Raw genomic sequence first — 18,592 nt, forward strand, 5'->3', positions numbered from 1 at the left:
GGTGGTCTCGGCGGCCGTGCGCTCGGTGAGCTCGGCCGCGGCCTGCTCGGCCTGCTCGCGGGCGGTCCGGGCGGCGGCCAGCTGCTCGGCGCTCTCCTCGCGCTCGCGGTGCAGCCCGGCGGCGGCCTCCTCGTGCGCGCGCCGACTCTCCTCGCGCAGCGCGTTCGCGGCGGCCTCGGCCTCGCCGCGCACCCGGGCCAGCTCGGCGTCGGTCTCGGTCCGCAGCCGCTCGGCGGCGGCCACCGCGGCGTCCCGGACGGCCGTGGCCTGCGCCTGCGCGTCGGAGCGCACCGCCTCGGCGGCGGCGTCGGCCTCGGCGCGCACCCGCTGGTCGAAGTCGGTGGCCTCGCGGCGCAGCTCGGCGGTCTCCCGCTCGGCGGCGGCCCGGTTCTCGGCGGCCGCGGCCTTGGCGGCGGCGAGGGCGTCCTGGCCCTGCTGCTCGGCGGTGGAGGTGATCTTCCCGGCCTCGGCGCGGGCCCGGGTGAGGGTCTGCTCGGCCCGCCCCTGGGTCTCGGCGGCCTGCTCCTTGGTCTGGGTGCGCAGCCGCTCGATCTCGCCGGCGGCGCCCGCCCGCAGCTCGTCCGCGTCGGCCTTGGCCTTGGTGAGCAGTTCCTCGGCGCTCTTCGCCGACTCCTCGATCTGCACGACGGCCTGGCGGCGGGCCTCGCCGCGCACCCGGTCGGCCTCGGCGGCGGCCTGGGCGCGCAGCTCCTCGGCCTCGGCGCGCAGCCGGGCGGCCTCGTCCTGCATCTGCTGCATCCGCTCGCGGATGCCGGCCGCGTCGTCCAGGGCGGCGTTCTGGGCCTGCTCGACGGAGGCCTGGGCCTGCTCGCGCAGGCGCTCGGCCTCGGCGGCGGCCTCGGCGCGGATCCGCTCGGCCTCGGCGGCGGCCTCGCCGCGGGTGGTCTCGGCGTCCTGGTCGGCCCGGGCGAGCACCTCCTCGGCGGTCTTGGCGGCCTTGGCGAGGTGGACGGTGGCGTCCTTGGCGCCGGCCGCCCGGCCCTCCTCGTGGGCCTCGCCGCGCAGCTGCTCGGCGGCGGACTCGGCCTGGGCGCGCAGCTCGGCGACGTCCCGTTCGGCCTGGGCCCGCATCTCGGCGATGGCGGCCTCGGCCTCCGCGCGCAGCTGGCCGGCCACCGACTCGGCGGTGGCGCGCAGCCGCTCGCTCTCCTCGGCGGCGGCGGCCCTGGCCGCCTCGGCCTCGGCCTGCTTGGTGGCGGCCTCGGCCTTGAGGGCCGCGGCCTCCTTGGTGGCGTGGGCGACCATCCGGGCGACCTCGGCCCGGGCGGTCTGCGAGCGCTGCTCGCTGGCGGCCTCGCCGTCGGCGACCTTGCGCTCGGCGGCGGCCTCGGCGTCGGCCTGCAGCTGCTCGGCGGCGACCTCGGCCTGGGCCCGCAGCTCGGTGGCCTCCCGGCGGGTGCGCTCGGCCTCGGCGATCGCCTCGCCGCGCAGCCGCTCTATTTCGGCCTGGGCGTGGCCGAGGGCCTCCTCGGCGCGGGCCTGCTCGGCGGCGGCCTGCTCCTTGAGCCGGCCGATCTCGGCGTGGGCGGCGGTGAGCTGCTGCTCGGCGGCGGCGTGCGCGCCGGCCAGCTGCTGGCGGGCCTCGCCGCGGGCGGCGTTCACGTCGGCGGCGGCCTGCGCGCTGGCCTGCTGGGCCTGCTCGGAGGCGGCCCGCAGCAGGCGCTCGGCGTCGCTCTGGGCGCGCTGGAGGGCGGCCTCGGCGGCGGCCTGGGCCTCGCCGCGGGCGGCGTCGACATCGGCCGCGGTCTGGGCGCGGGCGTGGTCGGAGAGGGCGGAGGCCTCCGCGCGGGCGGCGGCCATCATCCGGTCGGCCTCGGCGCGGGCCTCCTGGAGCAGGCGCTGGGCCTCCTGCTCGGTACCGGCCCGGGTCTGCTCGGCCCAGTTGACGTTCTCGTTGACGTGCTGCTCGGCGCTGCGGCGCAGTTCGGTGAGCTCGTCCTCCAGCTGGCGGCGGCGGGCGGTGAGCTCGGCCTCCAGACGGGCGGTGCGCTCGGCGGCCTCGGCCAGCAGCCGCTGGGTGGCCGCCTGGGAGTCGCGAAGATGGCGCTCGGCGTCGGCGCGCAGCTGCTGGGCCTGCATCTCGGCGGTGCGGAGCATCTGCTCGGCCTGGCCGGACACGGCGTCGAAGGCGCGCGGCTGGGCGAGCATGCGACGGGATTCGTGCAGCTTGGCCCGGAGCACCTCCACCTGATAGGCGAGGTCCTCGGCATGCTCGACTGACTTGTCCCGCTCCTTCCGAGTCCGATCCATCTCGGCCTCGAACTGGGAGAGGTGATCGTCAACCTCGTAGCGGTCGTAGCCCCGCACTCCGCGGTCCCATCCATCTCCTGGTCGCGTCCTCGACCCGGCCGTTCCCGGGCTCCCGTGGTTCCGGGGCCCGCGTCCGACTGGTCCTTGCATCCGCGGCCGGTGGACACCCCCCAACAAGTCGGGGCCGCCCGCCGCGGTGGTCGGAGTCCTGGGTACGGGAGCGCGGAGGTTCCGCGTTCCCCCGTCCGGGTGGACTCCTGGGCGAACTCTTGCCTTGTGGAGAATGGTGACAGATCCGAACTGCGACTGTTCAGCCGTGCCCGCGTAATGGACTCCCCTGCGACGGGCCGACCACCGGAGGGCGGACAGGCCTGTCATCGGCCGTGCCCGTCGGCTCCGTCCCCCGGAGTCTTCGCGCACCTGGGCATTGTAGTGGGAGCGCCCGGCGGGGGAATGGCCGCGTAGGTGTTTTCCGGGCGCGGGGCGACATTACTGACGGGTCATGACGAGCCGGGCGCCTCGGCGGGTGCCGTCCGGGGACGGCACCCGCACCCGGAGGGGGAGGTGTCAGTGCTCGCCGGGCTCGGCGGAGGTGACCAGCTCGGTGAGGACGCCGCCGCAGTCCTTGGGGTGCAGGAAGGTGATCCGCGAGCCCATCGAGCCGATCCGCGGCTGCTCGTAGAGGACCCGGACGCCCTTGTCCCGGATGGCCTCGGAGTCGCCGTCCACGTCGGCGGTGCCGAAGGCGATGTGGTGCACGCCCTCGCCGTTCTTGGCCAGCCACTTGGCGACCGTGGAGTCCGGGCGGGTGGGCTCCAGCAGCTGGAGGTAGGAGGCGCCGCCGTCGCCGGTGTCGTTGATCTTGAGCATGGCCTCGCGCACCCCCTGCTCCTCGTTGACCTCGCTGTGGAACACCTCGAAGCCGTAGGTGGCGCGGTAGAACTCGACCGTCTTGTCGAGGTCGAAGCAGGCGATGCCGATGTGGTCGATACGGGTCAGCACGGTGACCTCCGGGTGCGAGCGGGCAACGGACGGCAACAGTGCAGCGCATGCGGCCGGGGCGCGCCAGTCTCCCCGGTGCGAGCCTGCTCACACGGCCGCGGTTCACCCGGATCGTCCTGACACGGTGTTGACTGGACAGTGCCAGTGCGCTCGATCACACCGTCGCTCCGGTGACGGGCGGGTAACAGGTCAGTACATTGAGCGGCATCCTCACCTGGCCACGACGTGCGAAGGGGCCCGTCCCATGACCAACACCACCTCTGTGATCGTTGCCGGTGCAAGGACCCCGATGGGGCGCCTGCTCGGTTCACTCAAGGGCTTCACCGGCGCCGAGCTCGGCGGCTTCGCGATCAAGGCGGCCCTGGAGCGGGCCGGTGTCACGGGTGACCAGGTCCAGTACGTGATCATGGGCCAGGTGCTGCAGGCCGGCGCCGGCCAGATCCCGGCCCGCCAGGCCGCCGTCAAGGCGGGCATCCCGCTGAACGTCCCGGCGCTCACCATCAACAAGGTGTGCCTCTCCGGCCTCGACGCGATCGCCCTGGCCGACCAGCTGATCCGGGCCGGCGAGTTCGACATCGTGGTGGCCGGCGGCCAGGAGTCCATGACCAACGCCCCGCACCTGCTGCCGAAGTCCCGCGAGGGATACAAGTACGGCGCGATCGAGCTGCTGGACGCCATGGCGTACGACGGCCTCACCGACGCCTACGAGAACATCCCGATGGGCGAGTCCACCGAGAAGCACAACGCCCGGCTGGGCATCCCGCGCGAGGCCCAGGACGAGATCGCCGCCGCCTCGCACCAGCGGGCCGCCAAGGCGCAGCAGAACGGCGTGTTCGAGGCCGAGATCGTCCCGGTGGAGATCCCGCAGCGCCGGGGCGAGCCGGTCGTCTTCAGCCAGGACGAGGGCATCCGCGCGGACACCACCGTCGAGGGCCTGGCCAAGCTGCGCCCGGCCTTCACCAAGGACGGCACGATCACCGCCGGCACCTCCTCGCAGATCTCCGACGGCGCCGCCGCCGTGGTCGTGATGAGCAGGGCGAAGGCCGAGGAGCTGGGCCTGACCTGGATCGCCGAGATCGGCGCGCACGGCAACGTGGCCGGCCCGGACAACTCCCTGCAGTCGCAGCCGTCCAACGCGATCAGGCACGCGCTGGCCAAGGAGGGCCTGGAGGTCGCCGACCTCGACCTGATCGAGATCAACGAGGCGTTCGCGGCCGTCGCCCACCAGTCGATGAAGGACCTCGGCGTCACCTCCGACATCGTGAACGTCAACGGTGGCGCGATCGCGCTCGGCCACCCGATCGGGATGTCCGGCGCCCGCGTGGTGCTGCACCTGGCGCTGGAGCTCCAGCGCCGCGGCGGCGGCGTCGGTGCGGCCGCGCTGTGCGGTGGCGGCGGCCAGGGCGACGCGCTGATCGTGCGCGTTCCGAAGGCCTGATCATCTGACATACCTTCGGGCTGCGGACCGCCACGGCGGTCCGCAGCCCTTCGGCGCTAGGAGCTCCTGATGATCGATGTCGCGACGCTGGTCGAGCAGGCCCGCGAGGGCCGCCCGCGGGCCGTGGCCCGGTTGATCTCCCTGGTCGAGAACGCCGCCCCGCAGCTGCGCGAGGCGATGGCGGCGCTCGCCCCGTACACCGGGCAGGCCTACACGGTGGGGCTGACCGGCTCGCCCGGCGTGGGCAAGTCCACCTCGACCTCGGCGCTGGTCTCCGCCTACCGCCGGCTCGGCAAGCGGGTCGGGGTGCTGGCCGTCGACCCGTCCTCGCCGTTCTCCGGCGGCGCGCTGCTCGGCGACCGGGTCCGGATGCAGGAGCACGCCACCGACCGCGAGGTGTTCATCCGCTCGATGGCCACCCGCGGCCACCTCGGCGGGCTCTCCTGGACGGCCCCGCAGGCGCTGCGGGTGCTGGACGGGGCCGGCTGCGAGGTGATCCTGGTCGAGACGGTCGGCGTGGGCCAGTCCGAGGTGGAGGTCGCCGCGCAGGCGGACACCACCGTGGTGCTGCTCGCCCCCGGGATGGGCGACGGCATCCAGGCCGCCAAGGCCGGGATCCTGGAGATCGGCGACGTCTTCGTGGTCAACAAGGCGGACCGGGACGGCGCCGACGCCACCGCCCGCGAGCTGAACCACATGCTCGGCCTCGGCGAGGCCCGCGAGCCGGGGGCGTGGCGGCCGCCGATCGTGAAGACCGTCGCGGCCCGCGGCGAGGGCGTGGACGAGGTGGTCGAGGCGCTGGAGAAGCACCGCGCCTGGCTGGAGGAGAGCGGCGAGCTGGCGGTGCGCCGCCGGCGCCGGGCCGCCGACGAGATCGAGGCGATCGCGCTGGCCACCCTGCGCGCCCGGATCGGCGACCTGCACGGCGACCGCCACCTGGCGACCCTGGCCGAGCGGGTGGTGGCCGGCGGGCTGGACTCGTACGGCGCCGCGGACGAGCTGGTCTCCGGGCTCACCCGGGCCTGACCGGACGTGACGAGGGCCGCTCCCCGGTGGGGGAGCGGCCCTCGTCACGTCGGGGGGGGCGACCGGTCTCAGGACCGGCCGCGCAGTCCGCGCAGGTGCTCGGCGACCGGCGCCAGCGCCTCGTACATCGCGTCCAGCTGCTCGGGGGTGAAGCGGTCGATGAAGTGCGCCCGGACGCTGCGGACGTGGTCCGGGGCGACCTTCTGCATGGTCGCCCAGCCCTGTTCGGTGAGGTGGGCGTAGAGGCCGCGGCGGTCGCCCGGACACTCCTGGCGCAGCACCAGCCCGGCCGTCTCCATCCGGGTGATCTGGTGCGAGAGGCGGCTCTTGGACTGGAGCGTGGCGGTGGCCAGGTCGGTCATCCGCATCCGGCGCTCGGGCGCCTCGGAGAGCACGACCAGGATCTCGTAGTCGTTGATCGCGAGGTTGTGCGGCTGGAGCTCGCGGCCGAGCTGGTAGTCCAGCAGCTTGGCGACCTCCAGGTGGGCGCGCCACAGCCGCTGCTCCCTGGCGGTGAGCCAGGGGGTCTCCTCCTCGGGACGCGAGGAGGAGACGTCGTCGGCGTCGAGCGTGTGCGTGTCCATGCACGCAGCATACTATTTAGTTAAATCTTGTACAAGTTTACAGGCCGAAGCGCCGTCCGAGGTCGCCCAGGTTACCGAGACCGGGGACGTTCACGTTCGGCAGCTGGCCGCCGTGGCCGGCCGCGTGCTGCGGGGGCACGCCGCCCATCGGCACGCCCGCCTCGGCGTGCACCTGGCCGACCGCGCGCTCGGCCATCAGCACCTCGGTGGACTGCAGCAGTACCTGGCCGGCGCCGATGAACTCGAACTGGTGCTCCTCGCCGGAGGCCCCGCCGAGACCGGTCAGCCGGCGGATCCCGCCGATCACGCCGTGCATGTAGTCGTGGTCGTAGTGGTGGCACGGCGCGGGGCAGTCCGCCCAGCCCACCAGCGCCTGCGGGTCCACCCGGATCGGCGGCTCGACGAAGTGCACCGGGCCGTTGGAGGCGGCCACGAACTTGCCGGAGCCGATCAGCGTGAGGAAGCCCGGGATGATCGACTGCTTGAGCCGCAGCGTGGGCTCGTAGGCGAGGAGGTTGCCCGACCGGACGGTCAGGTTCCCCTCCTCCAGGTCGTAGGAGTTGAGGTCGAAGGCCCGGTCGGCCAGCAGCAGCTTGCCCCGGCCCTCGGCGACCACCCAGTCCGCCGCGTGCATCGGCGAGTTGAAGTGCTGCCCGAGCATCCGGTCGAGCGCCCCGGCGCCGACGCCCTTGAAGGAGATGTCGCCGTAGTAGGCGATCATCTTGCCCTTCTGCAGGAAGTACGACCCGTTCAGGTCGACCGAGAAGGCGTACGGGTTGACGTTGTCGTTGACCGGCAGGCTGTGCGCGTCGTGCACCACCGGGCCGGAGCCGTCCTGCGCCTTGGGCAACGGGGCCTGGGCGCCGCCGTACTGCTCCTGGGCGTAGTTCTGCGGGGGCGCCGGCGGGTAGCCCTGCGGCGGCGGGGGCGGGTAGCCGCCCTGCTGCGGGTAGCCCTGCTGCGGGTAGCCCTGCTGCGGGTACGGCTGCTGCCCGGGCTGCTGCCCGTAGCCGGGCGGCGGGGCGGCCGGGAACCCGGGCTGGGTCGGCTGGTTGTACGGCGACTGCTGTCCGTACGGGTCGCTCGGCTGCCCGTACGGGGGCTGCGGCGGGTAGGACATCAGAGCTTCTCCTCGCTCGCCTGCACGAACACGGTGCCGTTCCCGGACAGCTCCAGTTGGAAGGCCTCGCCCGAGCCGCGTCCGATCATGTCGCGCCACCCCAGCGCGGTGGACAGCTTGTTCTGGACCTGGCCGCGGTGCGCGACGTAGGCCTGGGGGTCGACGTGCACCGGCTGGTGCGGGGTGATCGGCAGCTCGAAGACGCCGCCGTGCGCCATCACCGCGACCGAGCCGTGGCCGTCCAGCTTGGTGGTGAACAGGCCCTGGCCGGTGACCTGGCCGCGGACCATGCCCATCACGCCGCCCTGCGAGCCCATGAACATCGTGGACTGCTGCAGCGAGCCGTCGAAGGCCAGCAGCCGGTCGGCCTCGACGCACAGGGTGTCGCCCGCCAGCTCGATCACGTGGACGTGGTGGCCGCCGTGGCCGAACATCACGGTGCCCTGGCCCTCGACGGTCATCAGCGGGGTGTCCTCGTTGGCCACCCGGCGGCCGATCATCGACATGACCCCGCCCTGCCCGCCCATCACGTTCGGGGTGAAGCGGACCTCGCCGGTGTACGCGAGCATCGCGCCGCGCTGGCTGAAGAGCCGCTGCCCGGGGACGACCCGGGCCTCGATCATCTTGTTGTTGATCCTGGTGAACGGCATCAGACGTCGCCCCCGACGGTGAGCTTCTCGGACGGCTGCACGTAGACCAGGCCCTCGCCGGCGAACTCCACCTGGACGGCCTCGCCGCCGCCCTCGCCGATGAAGGTGGACCAGCCCGCGCCCGACTTCAGGCTGCGGTTCAGGTTGCCGGTGTGCGCCACGTACGCCCCCGGGTCGACCCGCAGCGGCATCCCCTGGGAGACCCGCAGGATGATCGCGGGACCCTTGGAGGTGACGGCCGCCCAGCCGTGGCCCTCGACCTTGGTGGTGAACAGGCCGTTGCCGGAGGAGATGCCGTTGAGCCCGGTGAAGGTGGTGCCGGTCTTCAGCGTGCCCTCGGTGCAGAGGAGGTTGTCCGCCTCGACGTACAGCGTCTCGCCGTTCAACCGGACCAGGTTGATCTCGGTGGCCCGGTCGGCGAAGTAGCAGGTGCCCTGCCCCTTCACCTCCATGACCGTCATCTGCTCACCGGTCAGTCGGCGGGTCACCATGCCGCGCAGACCGTCACCGCCGCCGGAGAGCTTCTTGAAGTTCATCTGGCCGGTGTACGCGACCATTGAGCCGTTTCTGGCTTTCACGCCATCGCCCGTCATGTCGACGGCGAGCGTCTTGGACCCCTGGAGTCGAAACTGTGCCACCGCCGCAATGTAGCCGGATTCTGCGGGCCAGTGGGAGGGGGCGGCGGTGTTCTGGTACCGGTCTGCGACAAAACGGCCCGGATCAGACCGGGGTGCGGGCGCCCGGCGGCACCGCCCCGGCGGCGAGCTCGACCTCCAGCAGCGAGGCCGAGTGGCGTTCCGCCTCGAAGGCCACCACGCCGCCGCGCAGGCCGAAGAGCCGCTTGGAGAGCAGGATCCAGAGCACCGCGACGATGTTCAGCGCCAGCGTGCCGATCTTGACCGCGCTGACGTGCTCGGTCAGCTCGTACACCTCCAGCGGCAGGAAGGCCGCGGTGGCCACCACGGTCAGGTACTCGGCCCAGCGCCGGCCGCGCCAGAGGCCGACCGCCTCGACGATCTCGATCAGCGCGTACAGCAGGAGCGCCGCGGCGACGATCACCAGGGTGCTGTGCTCGTAGTCGAAGGTCCGGCGGATGGTGTCGACGATCGGGGAGTGCTCCAGGTCCCAGTGGAAGTGCTCGGTCACCGGCCTGAAGACCGTCAGGTTCTCGTCGAAGACCCGGCGCACCGCGTCCTGGCTGTTGGAGAACTTCCAGACGCCCCAGGCCACCACCACGATCAGCAGTCCGCGCAGCAGCCGCTCGACCGCCAGGAAGCGCAGGATGAACAGGTCCCGCAGGGCCTTGCCGCGGGGCACCAGCGGGGCCTCCTCGGCCGGTCCGGAGCCGTGCGGGGCGCCGAGCGCGAAGTCCCCGCAGCGCAGGCAGCGCCAGGCCTCGCCGAGCGCGGTGGCGACGTGCAGGCGGCGGCTCAGTTCGGGCTCGGTCGGCGCGTAGGTGATGTGGCCGCGCCTGGCGCAGGTCCTTCGGTCCCAGTCCGGCTTCAACATCGGTCGTACCCCCGTGGTGCGATGCGGACGGCGCCCGGACGGCCCGTGGCGCGCGGCAGCAGGATAGGGGCGCGGACCGGCGGGCCGCGGCGGCCGGCGGGGATCTGCTGCAGGGCTGTGACATCGGGCACGCCCGGGGCCCCGGCGCAGGGTCCGGACATGTGCTCGGTGATAATGGCGGGGATGTTTGTGAGCCGGTTCACAAGCGATCTCCGACCCCGCATCGAGGTACCCATCGTGAACAGCAGTGCCGTCCACCGCCTGCGCCTGGTCTCCGGCCCCGAGGGCCTCTCCTTCCTCCTGCTCCTGGTGTGCTCGGTCCTCAAGCGCACCACCAGCTTCAACGCCGTACCGGCGATGGGCATGATCCACGGGGTCCTGTTCGTCCTGTACGTGGTGTTCTGGATCATGGCCTGGCAGACGCAGAAGTGGGACGCCAAGCGCGGCATCCTGCTGTTCGTCCTCTCGGTGCTGCCCACCGGCGGCTTCTTCGCCGAGCGCACCCTGGCCAAGGAGGAGCGCGGCGAGCTCGCCCCGACGCGCGAGCCCGCCGCAGCCTGAGCCCCCCGGCGGCAGGCCGACAGGCTGCCGCGGCCTCCTCTCCCGTGGGCCGCGACAGCCTGTCGGTGTTTCCGGGGGGTCGGTCCCGTCCGGCCGGTCCTGCCGGGCGACCGGACGGGCCCTGGTCAGACGTTCACGGCACTCCAGGCGGCGGCCACCGTGTTGTACTCGGTGCTGTTCACGCCGTACAGGTCCCCCGCCGCCTTCAGGGTCGCCGTGCGGGCGGCCTTGTAGTTGGTGGTGGAGACGAAGTACACGGTCAGCGCGCGGTACCAGATCGCCGCGGCCTTGTTCCGGCCGATGCCGACGATGGTGGAGCCGTTGGAGGTCGGGCTGTTGTAGCTGACGCCGTTGATGGTCTTGGCGCCGCTGCCCTCGGCCAGCAGGTAGAAGAAGTGGTTGGCCACGCCCGAGGAGTAGTGCACGTCCACGTTGCCGACCCCGGAGTACCAGGAGTCCTTGGACGCGCCGTCCTTGGAGGGCTTGTCCATGTAGCGCAGCGGGGTGCCGTTGCCGTTGAGGTTGAGCTTCTCGCCGATCCAGTAGTCCGGCACGTCGCCCGGCAGGTTGGCGTACCACTCGACCATGGTGCCGAAGATGTCCGAGGTGGCCTCGTTGAGGCCGCCGGACTCGCCGGAGTAGACCAGCCCGGCGGTGGCCGCCGTGACGCCGTGGGTCATCTCGTGGCCGGCCACGTCGATCGCGGTCAGCGGGTGGGTGTTGCCCGCGCCGTCGCCGTACGTCATGCAGAAGCAGGCGTCGTTCCAGAAGGCGTTGACGTAGTTGGTGCCGTAGTGGACCCGGCTGGTCGCGCCGACGCCGTTGTTCTTGATGCCGTTGCGGCCGAAGGTGTTCTTGTAGTAGTCCCAGGTCGCGCCGGCGCCGAACTGGGCGTCCACGGCGGCGGACTGGACGTTGGAGGCGAGACCGTTGCCCCAGACGTTGTCCGCGTCGGTGAAGACCGCGTTCCCGCTGGCGGCGTTGCCGGTCGACTGGTTGCCCCGGGACGCGTCCTTGAGCTGGTAGGTCGAGCCGCTCTGGGTGGTGGTCAGGGTGACCGAGCCGACGTGGACGCCCTTGCCGCTGCCGGTCGCGGTCTGGAACTCCTCGTGGGTGGAGAGCACCGCGCCGCTGGCCGCGTCGGTGACCAGCCGCTGGCTGCTCGGGGTGCCGTCGGCCCGCTGGCCCTGGACCACCGTCTGGTAGGCCAGCCGCGGGTTGCCGTCGGCGGCCCAGACCACCAGGGTGGCCGCGCCGGCGCCGTCGACCCGGCTGATCGCCGACTCGTCCTGGTCGGCCGCGATGCCGATGGTGGCCCGGACCGCGCCGGTCGCCTGGGCGGCGGCCTGGTCCGCGGAGAGCTTCGGGCTCAGGCCGGGCAGCGACAGCCGCCCGTCGAAGGCACGGTCCACCGAGGCGATCGCGCCGCCGGCCCGCTGGTGCACGATCAGGTCGCCGCCGAGGACCGGCAGGCCGCCGAAGGTCCGCTCGTAGCGCAGGTGGCGGTCGCCGTTGGTGTCCACCACCGCGTCCTTGACGACCAGTCGCTCCTGGCCGCCGAGCCCGAGCGCCGCGGCCACCGGGGCGGCCTGCCCGTCCGCCAGGGCGATCAGCGCGTCGCGCTGCTGCGCCACCGAGGGCGCGGAGGCCTGGGCGGGGGCGGCGGCGACCTGGATGGCGCCGGCCAGGAGGGCGGTGGCGGAGAGTACGGCTCCGGCTGTCAGCTTTCGCTTCACGTACGGGGTTCCTTCCACGAAACCGCGTGTGCGCGGTCACGCCGCGTACCGGGGCGCCGGGGTTGGCGCCGTGGGGCGGTACGGGCGCTGACGTGCTGCTCCCGTGCGGTCCTCGGCGAGCCGTCGGGGGTGGGGGTGACGGCCGCCGAACGGGGCTTTGGGCAGAAGCATGACAATTCAAGGGGTCCGGGGACAGGGCGCCGGGGCCTATTGGCCAGGTCTCGCCAGTGGGTTGGGGCTGCTGGTTCGGCTGCGGCCGGTGACCGTTATCGGGTGGTTCGCGGCGTTGGCGGGATCCCGCCAACGCAGGCCCCCTTGCGCTCCCCGGGGGCGCTGCTACGGGCGGGCTGGAGCGCACGCGCGGACGCCCGGGGCCCCCTCGACGAGGGTCCCGGGCGTCCGTACCGCAGGCGTCGGCGTCAGTTGACGTTGACACCGCTCCACGCGGCCGCGACCGCGTTGTACTCGGTGCTGGTGGAGCCGTACAGGTCCGCCGCCGCCTTCAGGGTGCCGGTGCGGGCCGCCTTGTAGTTGGTGGTGGAGGTGAAGTACACGGTCAGGGCGCGGTACCAGATCGCCGCGGCCTTGTCCCGGCCGATCCCGGTGAGGGTGGAGCCGTTGGAGGTCGGGCTGTTGTAGCTGACGCCGTTGATGGTCTTGGCGCCGCTGCCCTCGGCCAGCAGGTAGAAGAAGTGGTTGCCGACGCCGGAGGAGTAGTGGACGTCCAGGCCGCCGACCGAGGAGGACCAGGAGTCGGCCGAACCGCCGTCCTTGGAGGGCTTGTCCATGTAGCGCAGCGGCGTGCCGTCGCCGTTGATGTCGATCTTCTCGCCGATGAGGTAGTCGGGCTTGTCGGAGGCGAGGTTGGCCGACCACTCGACCATGGTGCCGAAGATGTCCGAGGTGGCCTCGTTGAGACCGCCGGACTCGCCGGAGTAGTTCAGGTTGGCGGTGGCCGAGGTGACGCCGTGGGTCATCTCGTGGCCCGCCACGTCCAGCGCGGTCAGCGGGTGGGTGTTGCTCGCGCCGTCGCCGTACGACATGCAGAAGCAGTCGTCGCTCCAGAAGGCGTTGACGTAGTTCTTGCCGTAGTGGACCCGGCTGGTCGCGCCGACGCCGTTGTTCTTGATGCCGTTGCGGCCGAAGGTGTTCTTGTAGAAGTCCCAGGTGGCCGCCGCGCCGAACTGCGCGTCCACCGCGGCCGACTGGCCGTTGGAAACGGCGCCGGTGCCCCAGACGTTGTCGGCGTCGGTGTACAGGGTGCCCGAGCCGGAGGTGCGGTTCTTGAAGTCCACGGTGGACTGGCCGCCGCGCGAGGCGTCCTTCAGCGAGTAGCCGCCGGAGACGCTGGTGGTGGTCAGCGGGACCTTGCCGACGAAGACGCCGGTGCCGCTGCCGGTGGCGGTCTGCACCTGCTCGTGGGTGGAGAGCACCTCGCCGGTGGCGGCGTCGGTGACCAGCTGCTGGCTGCTCGGGGTGCCGTCGGCCCGGATGCCCTCGACGACGGTCTGGTAGGCCAGCCGCGGGTTGCCGTCGGCGGCCCAGACGACCAGCTTGGCGGCGCCGGTCTGGTGGACCGCCTGCAGCGGCGACTCGTCCTTGTCGGCGGCGATACCGACGGTGGCCTGCACCGCGCCGGCGGCCTGGGCGGCGGCCTTGTCGGCGGAGAGCTTCGGGCTCAGGCTCGGCAGGGCGATCTGCTCGGTGACGGCCTTGTCGACCGACTCCAGCCCGCCGTCGGCGGCCTGGTGCACGACCAGGTCGCCGCCGAGGACCGGCAGGCCGGCGTAGGTGCGCTCGAAGCGGAGGTGCCGGGTGCCGTCGGCGTCGATCACGGCGTCCTTGGCGACCAGCTGCTCCTGGCCGCCCAGGGCGAGGGCCTGGGCCAGCGGTCCGGCCTGACCGTTCGCCAGTGCCACGACGGCGGCGCGCTGCTGGGCGGCCTGGGCGGCCTGGGCCTCGGCGGGGGGCGTGGGAGCGGCCTGGGCGGCGGTGCTCACCTGGACCACGCCGGTGAGGAGAGCGGTGGCGGAGAGTACGGCGACGGCTGCGAGCTTGCGCTTCACGTACAGGTCCTTCCGGGAAACCGCGGGTGTGCGGTTGCGCCGCGTCCCGTGGTGCCGGGGTTGGCACCTTGAGGGGCGGGAACGGGCGCTGGCGTGCTGCTCCGTGCGGTCGATCGGCGGGTCACCGGTGAGTGGGGCGGTGGCCGCCGGAACGGGGCTGGGCGAAAGCATGACAATCCAACAAGTGAAATGACAGGTCTGGTTCACCTATTGGCCAGGTCTCGCCAGACCGGCGGATTGTGAACAGCCCGACAAATGCCCCCAAAGCACCCGCTCTTGCAGCGGGTTACCGCCCGAACCGAGGCCTGATCATGGGCCGGGCGCCCGGTTCGGGGGCCAACGGCCGCCGGGTGGAGCCCGGTTGGCGGGGGTTCACACCCGCGTAACGCACTGGTACGTACCTGACGATCCGGCTGGCGGGATCCCGCCACGTGTCGCGCTTGTCCACCATCAGGACGACTGGTATCACCCGCCCCGTACGCCGGTACGGTAAGGAGGTGGCCAAGCCCCTCGCACTCGACTTCGACCCGATCGCCCGCGCCGACGAGCTGTGGGCCCGCCGTTGGGGCGCGGTCCCCTCCATGGCGGCGATCACCTCGATCATGCGCGCGCACCAGATCCTGCTCGCGCGGGTGGACGCGGTGCTCAAGCCGTACGGGCTGACCTTCGCCCGCTACGAGGCGCTGGTGCTGCTCACCTTCAGCCGGACCGGCGAGCTGTCGCTCTCCAAGGTCGGTGAGCGGCTGATGGTCCACCCGACCAGCGTCACCAACACCGTCGACCGCCTGGAGCGGGCCGGCCTGGTCGCCCGCCGCCCCAACCCGCTGGACGGCCGGGGCGTGCTCGCGGCCATCACCGACCGGGGCCGCGAGGTGGTCGAAGGGGCCACCCGGGAGCTGATGGCGATGGAGTTCGGCCTGGAGGAGTACGGCCCGGACCAGTGCCGCCAGGTGTTCGACCTGTTGAGGCCGCTGCGCGTGGCGGCGGGGGACTTCACCGAGCCGGAGGGCGGCGGGGCGCCGTAGCCGCCGCCCCGGGGGCCTGCGCGGCGGCGGCCGTGAAGGCGGCTACCCTCGTTCGGAGCGGTGCGCAGATCCGGACGTACCTGCCGATCCTGCCAAGCGAGGCGATGTGAGTATGAAGGCGACCCCCCTGCTGGGCTGGTACCGGGCCCTGGCGATCGCGACCGGTGTCGCGCTGCTGGTGTTCTGCGGCTTCATGGTGGCGAAGTACGGCTTCCACACGGCCGAGGACATCACCACCTACGTGGCGATGCTGCACGGCTACCTCTACATCGGGTACTTCGTGGTCACCTTCCTGCTCGGCCAGAAGCTCAAGTGGCCGCTGGGCCGGCTGGTCTTCACCCTCGCCGCCGGCTGCATCCCGTTCGCCTCCTTCGTCGCCGAGCGGCGCGTGGTGCGCGAGGCGGCCGGGCAGCTGCCCGCCGCCGGCGCCCGCCAGCCCGCCGGCGTCTGACCTCAGGGGTTCCAGGGGCGCTCCTCCCGTTCGGGGAGGGGCGCCCCTGCCGTTGCGCCCCTGCCGTTGCGCAGCTGTTCATCCACCACCCCGGCCTGTCGCCATCGACAAGTACTAGGACGTCCGAGTAAATTAGTAGGACGTCCTCATAGTTGTGCCGCCCCGCTACCGTGGCGGCCGTACGGAGCGGAGTTCGGGGCCATGGACGCCGAGGAGATCGAGCGCGGGCGGCAGCGCTGGCAGCAGCGGTACGACAGCGCACGCAAGCGGGACGCGGACTTCACCACCCTGTCCGGCGACACGGTCGAGCCGGTCTACGGACCGGCTCCCGGGCAGCCCGTCGAGGGCTTCGAGCGGATCGGCTGGCCGGGCGAGTACCCGTACACCCGCGGTCTGCACGCCACCGGCTACCGGGGGCGGACCTGGACCATCCGCCAGTTCGCCGGCTTCGGCAACGCCGAGCAGACCAACGAGCGCTACCGGATGATCCTGGACTCGGGCGGCGGCGGCCTCTCGGTCGCCTTCGACATGCCGACCCTGATGGGGTACGACTCGGACGACGGCAAGTCGCTCGGCGAGGTCGGCCACTGCGGTGTGGCCATCGACTCGGCCGCCGACATGGAGGTGCTGTTCAAGGGCATCCCGCTCGGCGAGGTCACCACCTCGATGACGATCAGCGGCCCGGCCGTGCCGATCTTCTGCATGTACCTGGTGGCCGCCGAGCGCCAGGGCGTCGACCCGGCGGTGCTGAACGGCACCCTCCAGACGGACATCTTCAAGGAGTACATCGCCCAGAAGGAGTGGCTCTTCTCCCCCGAGCCGCACCTGCGTCTGATCGGCGACCTGATGGCCTACTGCGCCCGGGGCATCCCCGCGTACAAGCCGCTCTCCGTGTCCGGCTACCACATCCGCGAGGCCGGGGCGACGGCCGCGCAGGAGCTGGCGTACACCCTGGCGGACGGCTTCGCCTACGTCGAGCTGGGCCTCTCCCGGGGCCTGGACGTGGACGTCTTCGCGCCCGGCCTGTCCTTCTTCTTCGACGCGCACCTGGACTTCTTCGAGGAGATCGCGAAGTTCCGCGCCGCCCGCCGGATCTGGGCCCGCTGGATGCGCGAGCGCTTCGGGGCCAAGACCGACAAGGCGCAGTGGCTGCGCTTCCACACCCAGACCGCCGGTGTCTCGCTGACGGCGCAGCAGCCGTACAACAACGTGGTGCGCACCGCGGTGGAGGCGCTGTCGGCCGTCCTCGGCGGCACCAACTCGCTGCACACCAACGCCCTGGACGAGACCCTGGCGCTGCCCTCCGAGCAGGCCGCCGAGATCGCCCTGCGCACCCAGCAGGTGCTGATGGAGGAGACGGGCATCACCAACGTGGCCGACCCGCTGGGCGGCTCCTGGTACGTCGAGGCGCTCACCGACCGGATCGAGGAGCAGGCCGAGGAGATCTTCCGGCGGATCCTGGACAAGGGCCGGGAGGACCACGAGATCGGGCCGATCACCTCCGGGATCCTGCGCGGGATCGAGGAGGGCTACTTCACCGGGGAGATCGCCGAGGCGGCCTTCCAGTACCAGCAGGGTGTGGAGAAGGGCGAGAAGCGGGTCGTCGGCGTCAACTGCCACCCGCGCAGCGTCACTCCCGAGCTGGAGATCCTGCGGGTCAGCCACGAGGTCGAGCGCGAGCAGGTGCGGGCGCTGGCCGAGCGCAAGGCGGCCCGCGACGAGGCGGCGGTGCGGGCCGGGCTGGACGCGATGCTGGCGGCGGCGCGCTCGGGCGAGTCGATGATCCCGCCGATGCTGGACGCGGTGCGGGCCGAGGCCACCCTGGGCGAGATCTGCAACGCGCTGCGCGAGGAGTGGGGCACGTACCGGGAGTCCGCCGTCTTCTAGTGCCGCGTCAGGCAACCTTCGCCCCGTCGCGACGCCCGGCACGCACTCTCGCCGCACCGGCCGAAAGCCCAAGTACGTCCAGTACGAGGGCTTCCGGCCGGCACGCCGATAGCACGCACCGGACGCCGCCCCTTGACGGGCAAACGTTGCCTGACGCGGCACTAGGCCGGCCCGCGAGGCCGGCCCGGCCGATCGCGTGATGGTGTGGAGAACCGCCCCGCAGCCTGCTGCGGGGCGGTTCTCGCCGTCTGGGCACCCGGTCCCCGGGCGGGCCGGGGAGCGGCCGCTCAGTCCCCGGCGAGGCTGGGGAAGGGGCCGAGCAGCAGGTTGGTGAAGCGCCGGGTCCACTCGGCGGTGATCGGCTCGCCGCTGACCAGCACGCGGTGCTCGACCGTGCCGGCGATGGTGTCGAAGATGATGTCGATCTCCTCGCAGGCCGTCACCGGGTCGCCGTCCGGGTGCAGCTCGCCGCGGGTCTGGGCGGCGGCCCGGCCCTGGCGGACCAGGTGCTTCTGCGGGTCGACGATCGCCTCCCGGATCCGCCGGCGCAGCTGCGGGTCGCGGGTGCCCTCGGCGAACAGCGCGAGCAGCGCGGCCTGGGTCTCCGGGCGGGCCAGCAGGTCGGCGAACTGGGCCACCACGGCTTCGATGTCGGCCCGCAGGCTGCCGAGGTCCGGCATCACCAGCTCGTCGAAGAGGCTGGCGACGGCGTCGACCACCAGTTCGTTCTTGGAGGGCCAGCGGCGGTACAGGGTGGTCTTGGCGACCTTGGCGCGGGTGGCGACGTGGCCCATGGTCAGCCCGCCCCAGCCGAGTTCGGCCAGGGTCTCGCGGGTGGCGTCCAGGATCGCGAGGTCGGCGGCGGCGCTGCGCGGGCGCCCCTTGGCGCGGATCGCGGTGTTCTCCGCGTCCTGGCTCGGCGCGGTCGTGGGGGGCTGGGCGGCCGACACCGGGGCCTCCTTGCGGTCTACCGGTAAGTAACTTGGGTGGGGCTGGTAACGGTAGCGACTGTTCGCCGTCCAGGTCAGCCTGGCCGGGCGGGAAAGTGGGGCAGCTCACGTCCCGGGATGGCCCCGGGGGGTTGCGGCGGGGGGCCTCGGTCCAGTTACGCTACGACCTGTAGCGAAAGCAGTGACAACCAGGCGCCGCAACCCGTGGGACGGGGGCGGCGCAGGCGCGGGTGGGGATCCGCGCCGAACGGTTCGGGCTACCGGGGGAGGGGCTCCCGCCAGGGAAGCGGGCCCGCGCGGCCCGCGCGGAGCGACT

15 protein-coding genes and 1 pseudogene are annotated in these 18,592 nt (G+C 72.5%); 6 read left to right on the forward strand and 10 right to left on the reverse strand.

All coding sequences use genetic code 11. The annotated features are described in order from the left end of the window. Together ACFVVX_RS14590 and mce are read right to left on the reverse strand one after the other, a co-directional pair. Positions 1–2,271, reverse strand: a pseudogene (locus ACFVVX_RS14590) (hypothetical protein); the annotation flags it as partial. 567 nt (positions 2,272–2,838) lie between these two features. Next, on the reverse strand, positions 2,839–3,273 hold the full coding sequence (gene mce / locus ACFVVX_RS14595; protein ID WP_387945224.1) for a methylmalonyl-CoA epimerase: 435 nt from the start codon (positions 3,271–3,273) through the stop codon (positions 2,839–2,841). Positions 3,274–3,517: 244 nt separating this feature from the next. On the opposite strand from mce, the gene ACFVVX_RS14600 reads away from it, so the two are divergent. Both ACFVVX_RS14600 and meaB read left to right on the forward strand, forming a co-directional pair. Next, entirely contained in the window at positions 3,518–4,711 is a 1,194-nt protein-coding gene (locus ACFVVX_RS14600) for an acetyl-CoA C-acetyltransferase (RefSeq protein WP_387945226.1), read from the forward strand. Positions 4,712–4,780: 69 nt separating this feature from the next. Beyond that, the gene (gene meaB / locus ACFVVX_RS14605; protein ID WP_387945228.1) at positions 4,781–5,737 is read left to right on the forward strand and encodes a methylmalonyl Co-A mutase-associated GTPase MeaB; all 957 of its coding nucleotides are present in this window, start codon (positions 4,781–4,783) and stop codon (positions 5,735–5,737) included. Between the two features lie 68 nt (positions 5,738–5,805). Here the strand turns inward: meaB and ACFVVX_RS14610 are convergent, their stop codons facing one another. The 5 genes from ACFVVX_RS14610 to ACFVVX_RS14630 form a co-directional block, all read right to left on the reverse strand. Next, the gene (locus ACFVVX_RS14610) at positions 5,806–6,321 is read right to left on the reverse strand and encodes a MarR family winged helix-turn-helix transcriptional regulator (protein WP_387945230.1); all 516 of its coding nucleotides are present in this window, start codon (positions 6,319–6,321) and stop codon (positions 5,806–5,808) included. Positions 6,322–6,358: 37 nt separating this feature from the next. Next, on the reverse strand, positions 6,359–7,171 hold the full coding sequence (locus ACFVVX_RS14615; protein ID WP_387945398.1) for an AIM24 family protein: 813 nt from the start codon (positions 7,169–7,171) through the stop codon (positions 6,359–6,361). Between the two features lie 269 nt (positions 7,172–7,440). Continuing rightward, positions 7,441–8,091, reverse strand: a complete 651-nt coding sequence (locus tag ACFVVX_RS14620) for an AIM24 family protein (protein ID WP_387945232.1) — start codon at positions 8,089–8,091, stop codon at positions 7,441–7,443. Continuing rightward, positions 8,091–8,729, reverse strand: coding sequence for an AIM24 family protein (locus ACFVVX_RS14625; RefSeq protein ID WP_387945234.1), 639 nt, complete (start codon positions 8,727–8,729; stop codon positions 8,091–8,093). Before ACFVVX_RS14625 ends, ACFVVX_RS14620 begins: the two co-directional genes overlap by 1 nt. An 82-nt stretch (positions 8,730–8,811) precedes the next feature. Further along, positions 8,812–9,597, reverse strand: coding sequence for a DUF2127 domain-containing protein (locus tag ACFVVX_RS14630; protein WP_387945400.1), 786 nt, complete (start codon positions 9,595–9,597; stop codon positions 8,812–8,814). 186 nt (positions 9,598–9,783) lie between these two features. Between ACFVVX_RS14630 and ACFVVX_RS14635 the strand changes: the two genes are divergently transcribed. Then, on the forward strand, positions 9,784–10,161 hold the full coding sequence (locus tag ACFVVX_RS14635) for a DUF3817 domain-containing protein (protein ID WP_387945236.1): 378 nt from the start codon (positions 9,784–9,786) through the stop codon (positions 10,159–10,161). Between the two features lie 125 nt (positions 10,162–10,286). Here ACFVVX_RS14635 and ACFVVX_RS14640 read toward each other — a convergent pair whose 3' ends face one another. Together ACFVVX_RS14640 and ACFVVX_RS14645 are read right to left on the reverse strand one after the other, a co-directional pair. Further along, positions 10,287–11,897 (reverse strand): M4 family metallopeptidase, encoded by a 1,611-nt coding sequence (locus ACFVVX_RS14640; RefSeq protein ID WP_387945238.1) that lies wholly within the window; start codon positions 11,895–11,897, stop codon positions 10,287–10,289. A 419-nt stretch (positions 11,898–12,316) separates the two neighbouring features. Continuing rightward, on the reverse strand, positions 12,317–13,963 hold the full coding sequence (locus ACFVVX_RS14645) for a M4 family metallopeptidase (protein ID WP_387945240.1): 1,647 nt from the start codon (positions 13,961–13,963) through the stop codon (positions 12,317–12,319). A gap of 497 nt (positions 13,964–14,460) precedes the next feature. Between ACFVVX_RS14645 and ACFVVX_RS14650 the strand changes: the two genes are divergently transcribed. From ACFVVX_RS14650 to ACFVVX_RS14660, 3 genes are all read left to right on the forward strand, one after another. Beyond that, positions 14,461–14,988 (forward strand): MarR family winged helix-turn-helix transcriptional regulator, encoded by a 528-nt coding sequence (locus ACFVVX_RS14650; RefSeq protein WP_387945242.1) that lies wholly within the window; start codon positions 14,461–14,463, stop codon positions 14,986–14,988. A 112-nt stretch (positions 14,989–15,100) separates the two neighbouring features. After that, positions 15,101–15,439 (forward strand): DUF3817 domain-containing protein, encoded by a 339-nt coding sequence (locus ACFVVX_RS14655; protein WP_387945244.1) that lies wholly within the window; start codon positions 15,101–15,103, stop codon positions 15,437–15,439. Between the two features lie 201 nt (positions 15,440–15,640). Beyond that, on the forward strand, positions 15,641–17,326 hold the full coding sequence (locus ACFVVX_RS14660; RefSeq protein WP_387945246.1) for a methylmalonyl-CoA mutase: 1,686 nt from the start codon (positions 15,641–15,643) through the stop codon (positions 17,324–17,326). Positions 17,327–17,613: 287 nt separating this feature from the next. On the opposite strand, the gene ACFVVX_RS14665 is transcribed toward ACFVVX_RS14660, so the two are convergent. Next, complete coding sequence (locus ACFVVX_RS14665) at positions 17,614–18,219, reverse strand: TetR/AcrR family transcriptional regulator (protein WP_387945402.1); 606 nt, start codon at positions 18,217–18,219, stop codon at positions 17,614–17,616. Positions 18,220–18,592 lie beyond the last annotated feature (373 nt).

It is taken from the genome of Kitasatospora sp. NPDC058170, assembly GCF_042883905.1.
Classification (GTDB): Bacteria; Actinomycetota; Actinomycetes; order Streptomycetales; family Streptomycetaceae; genus Kitasatospora.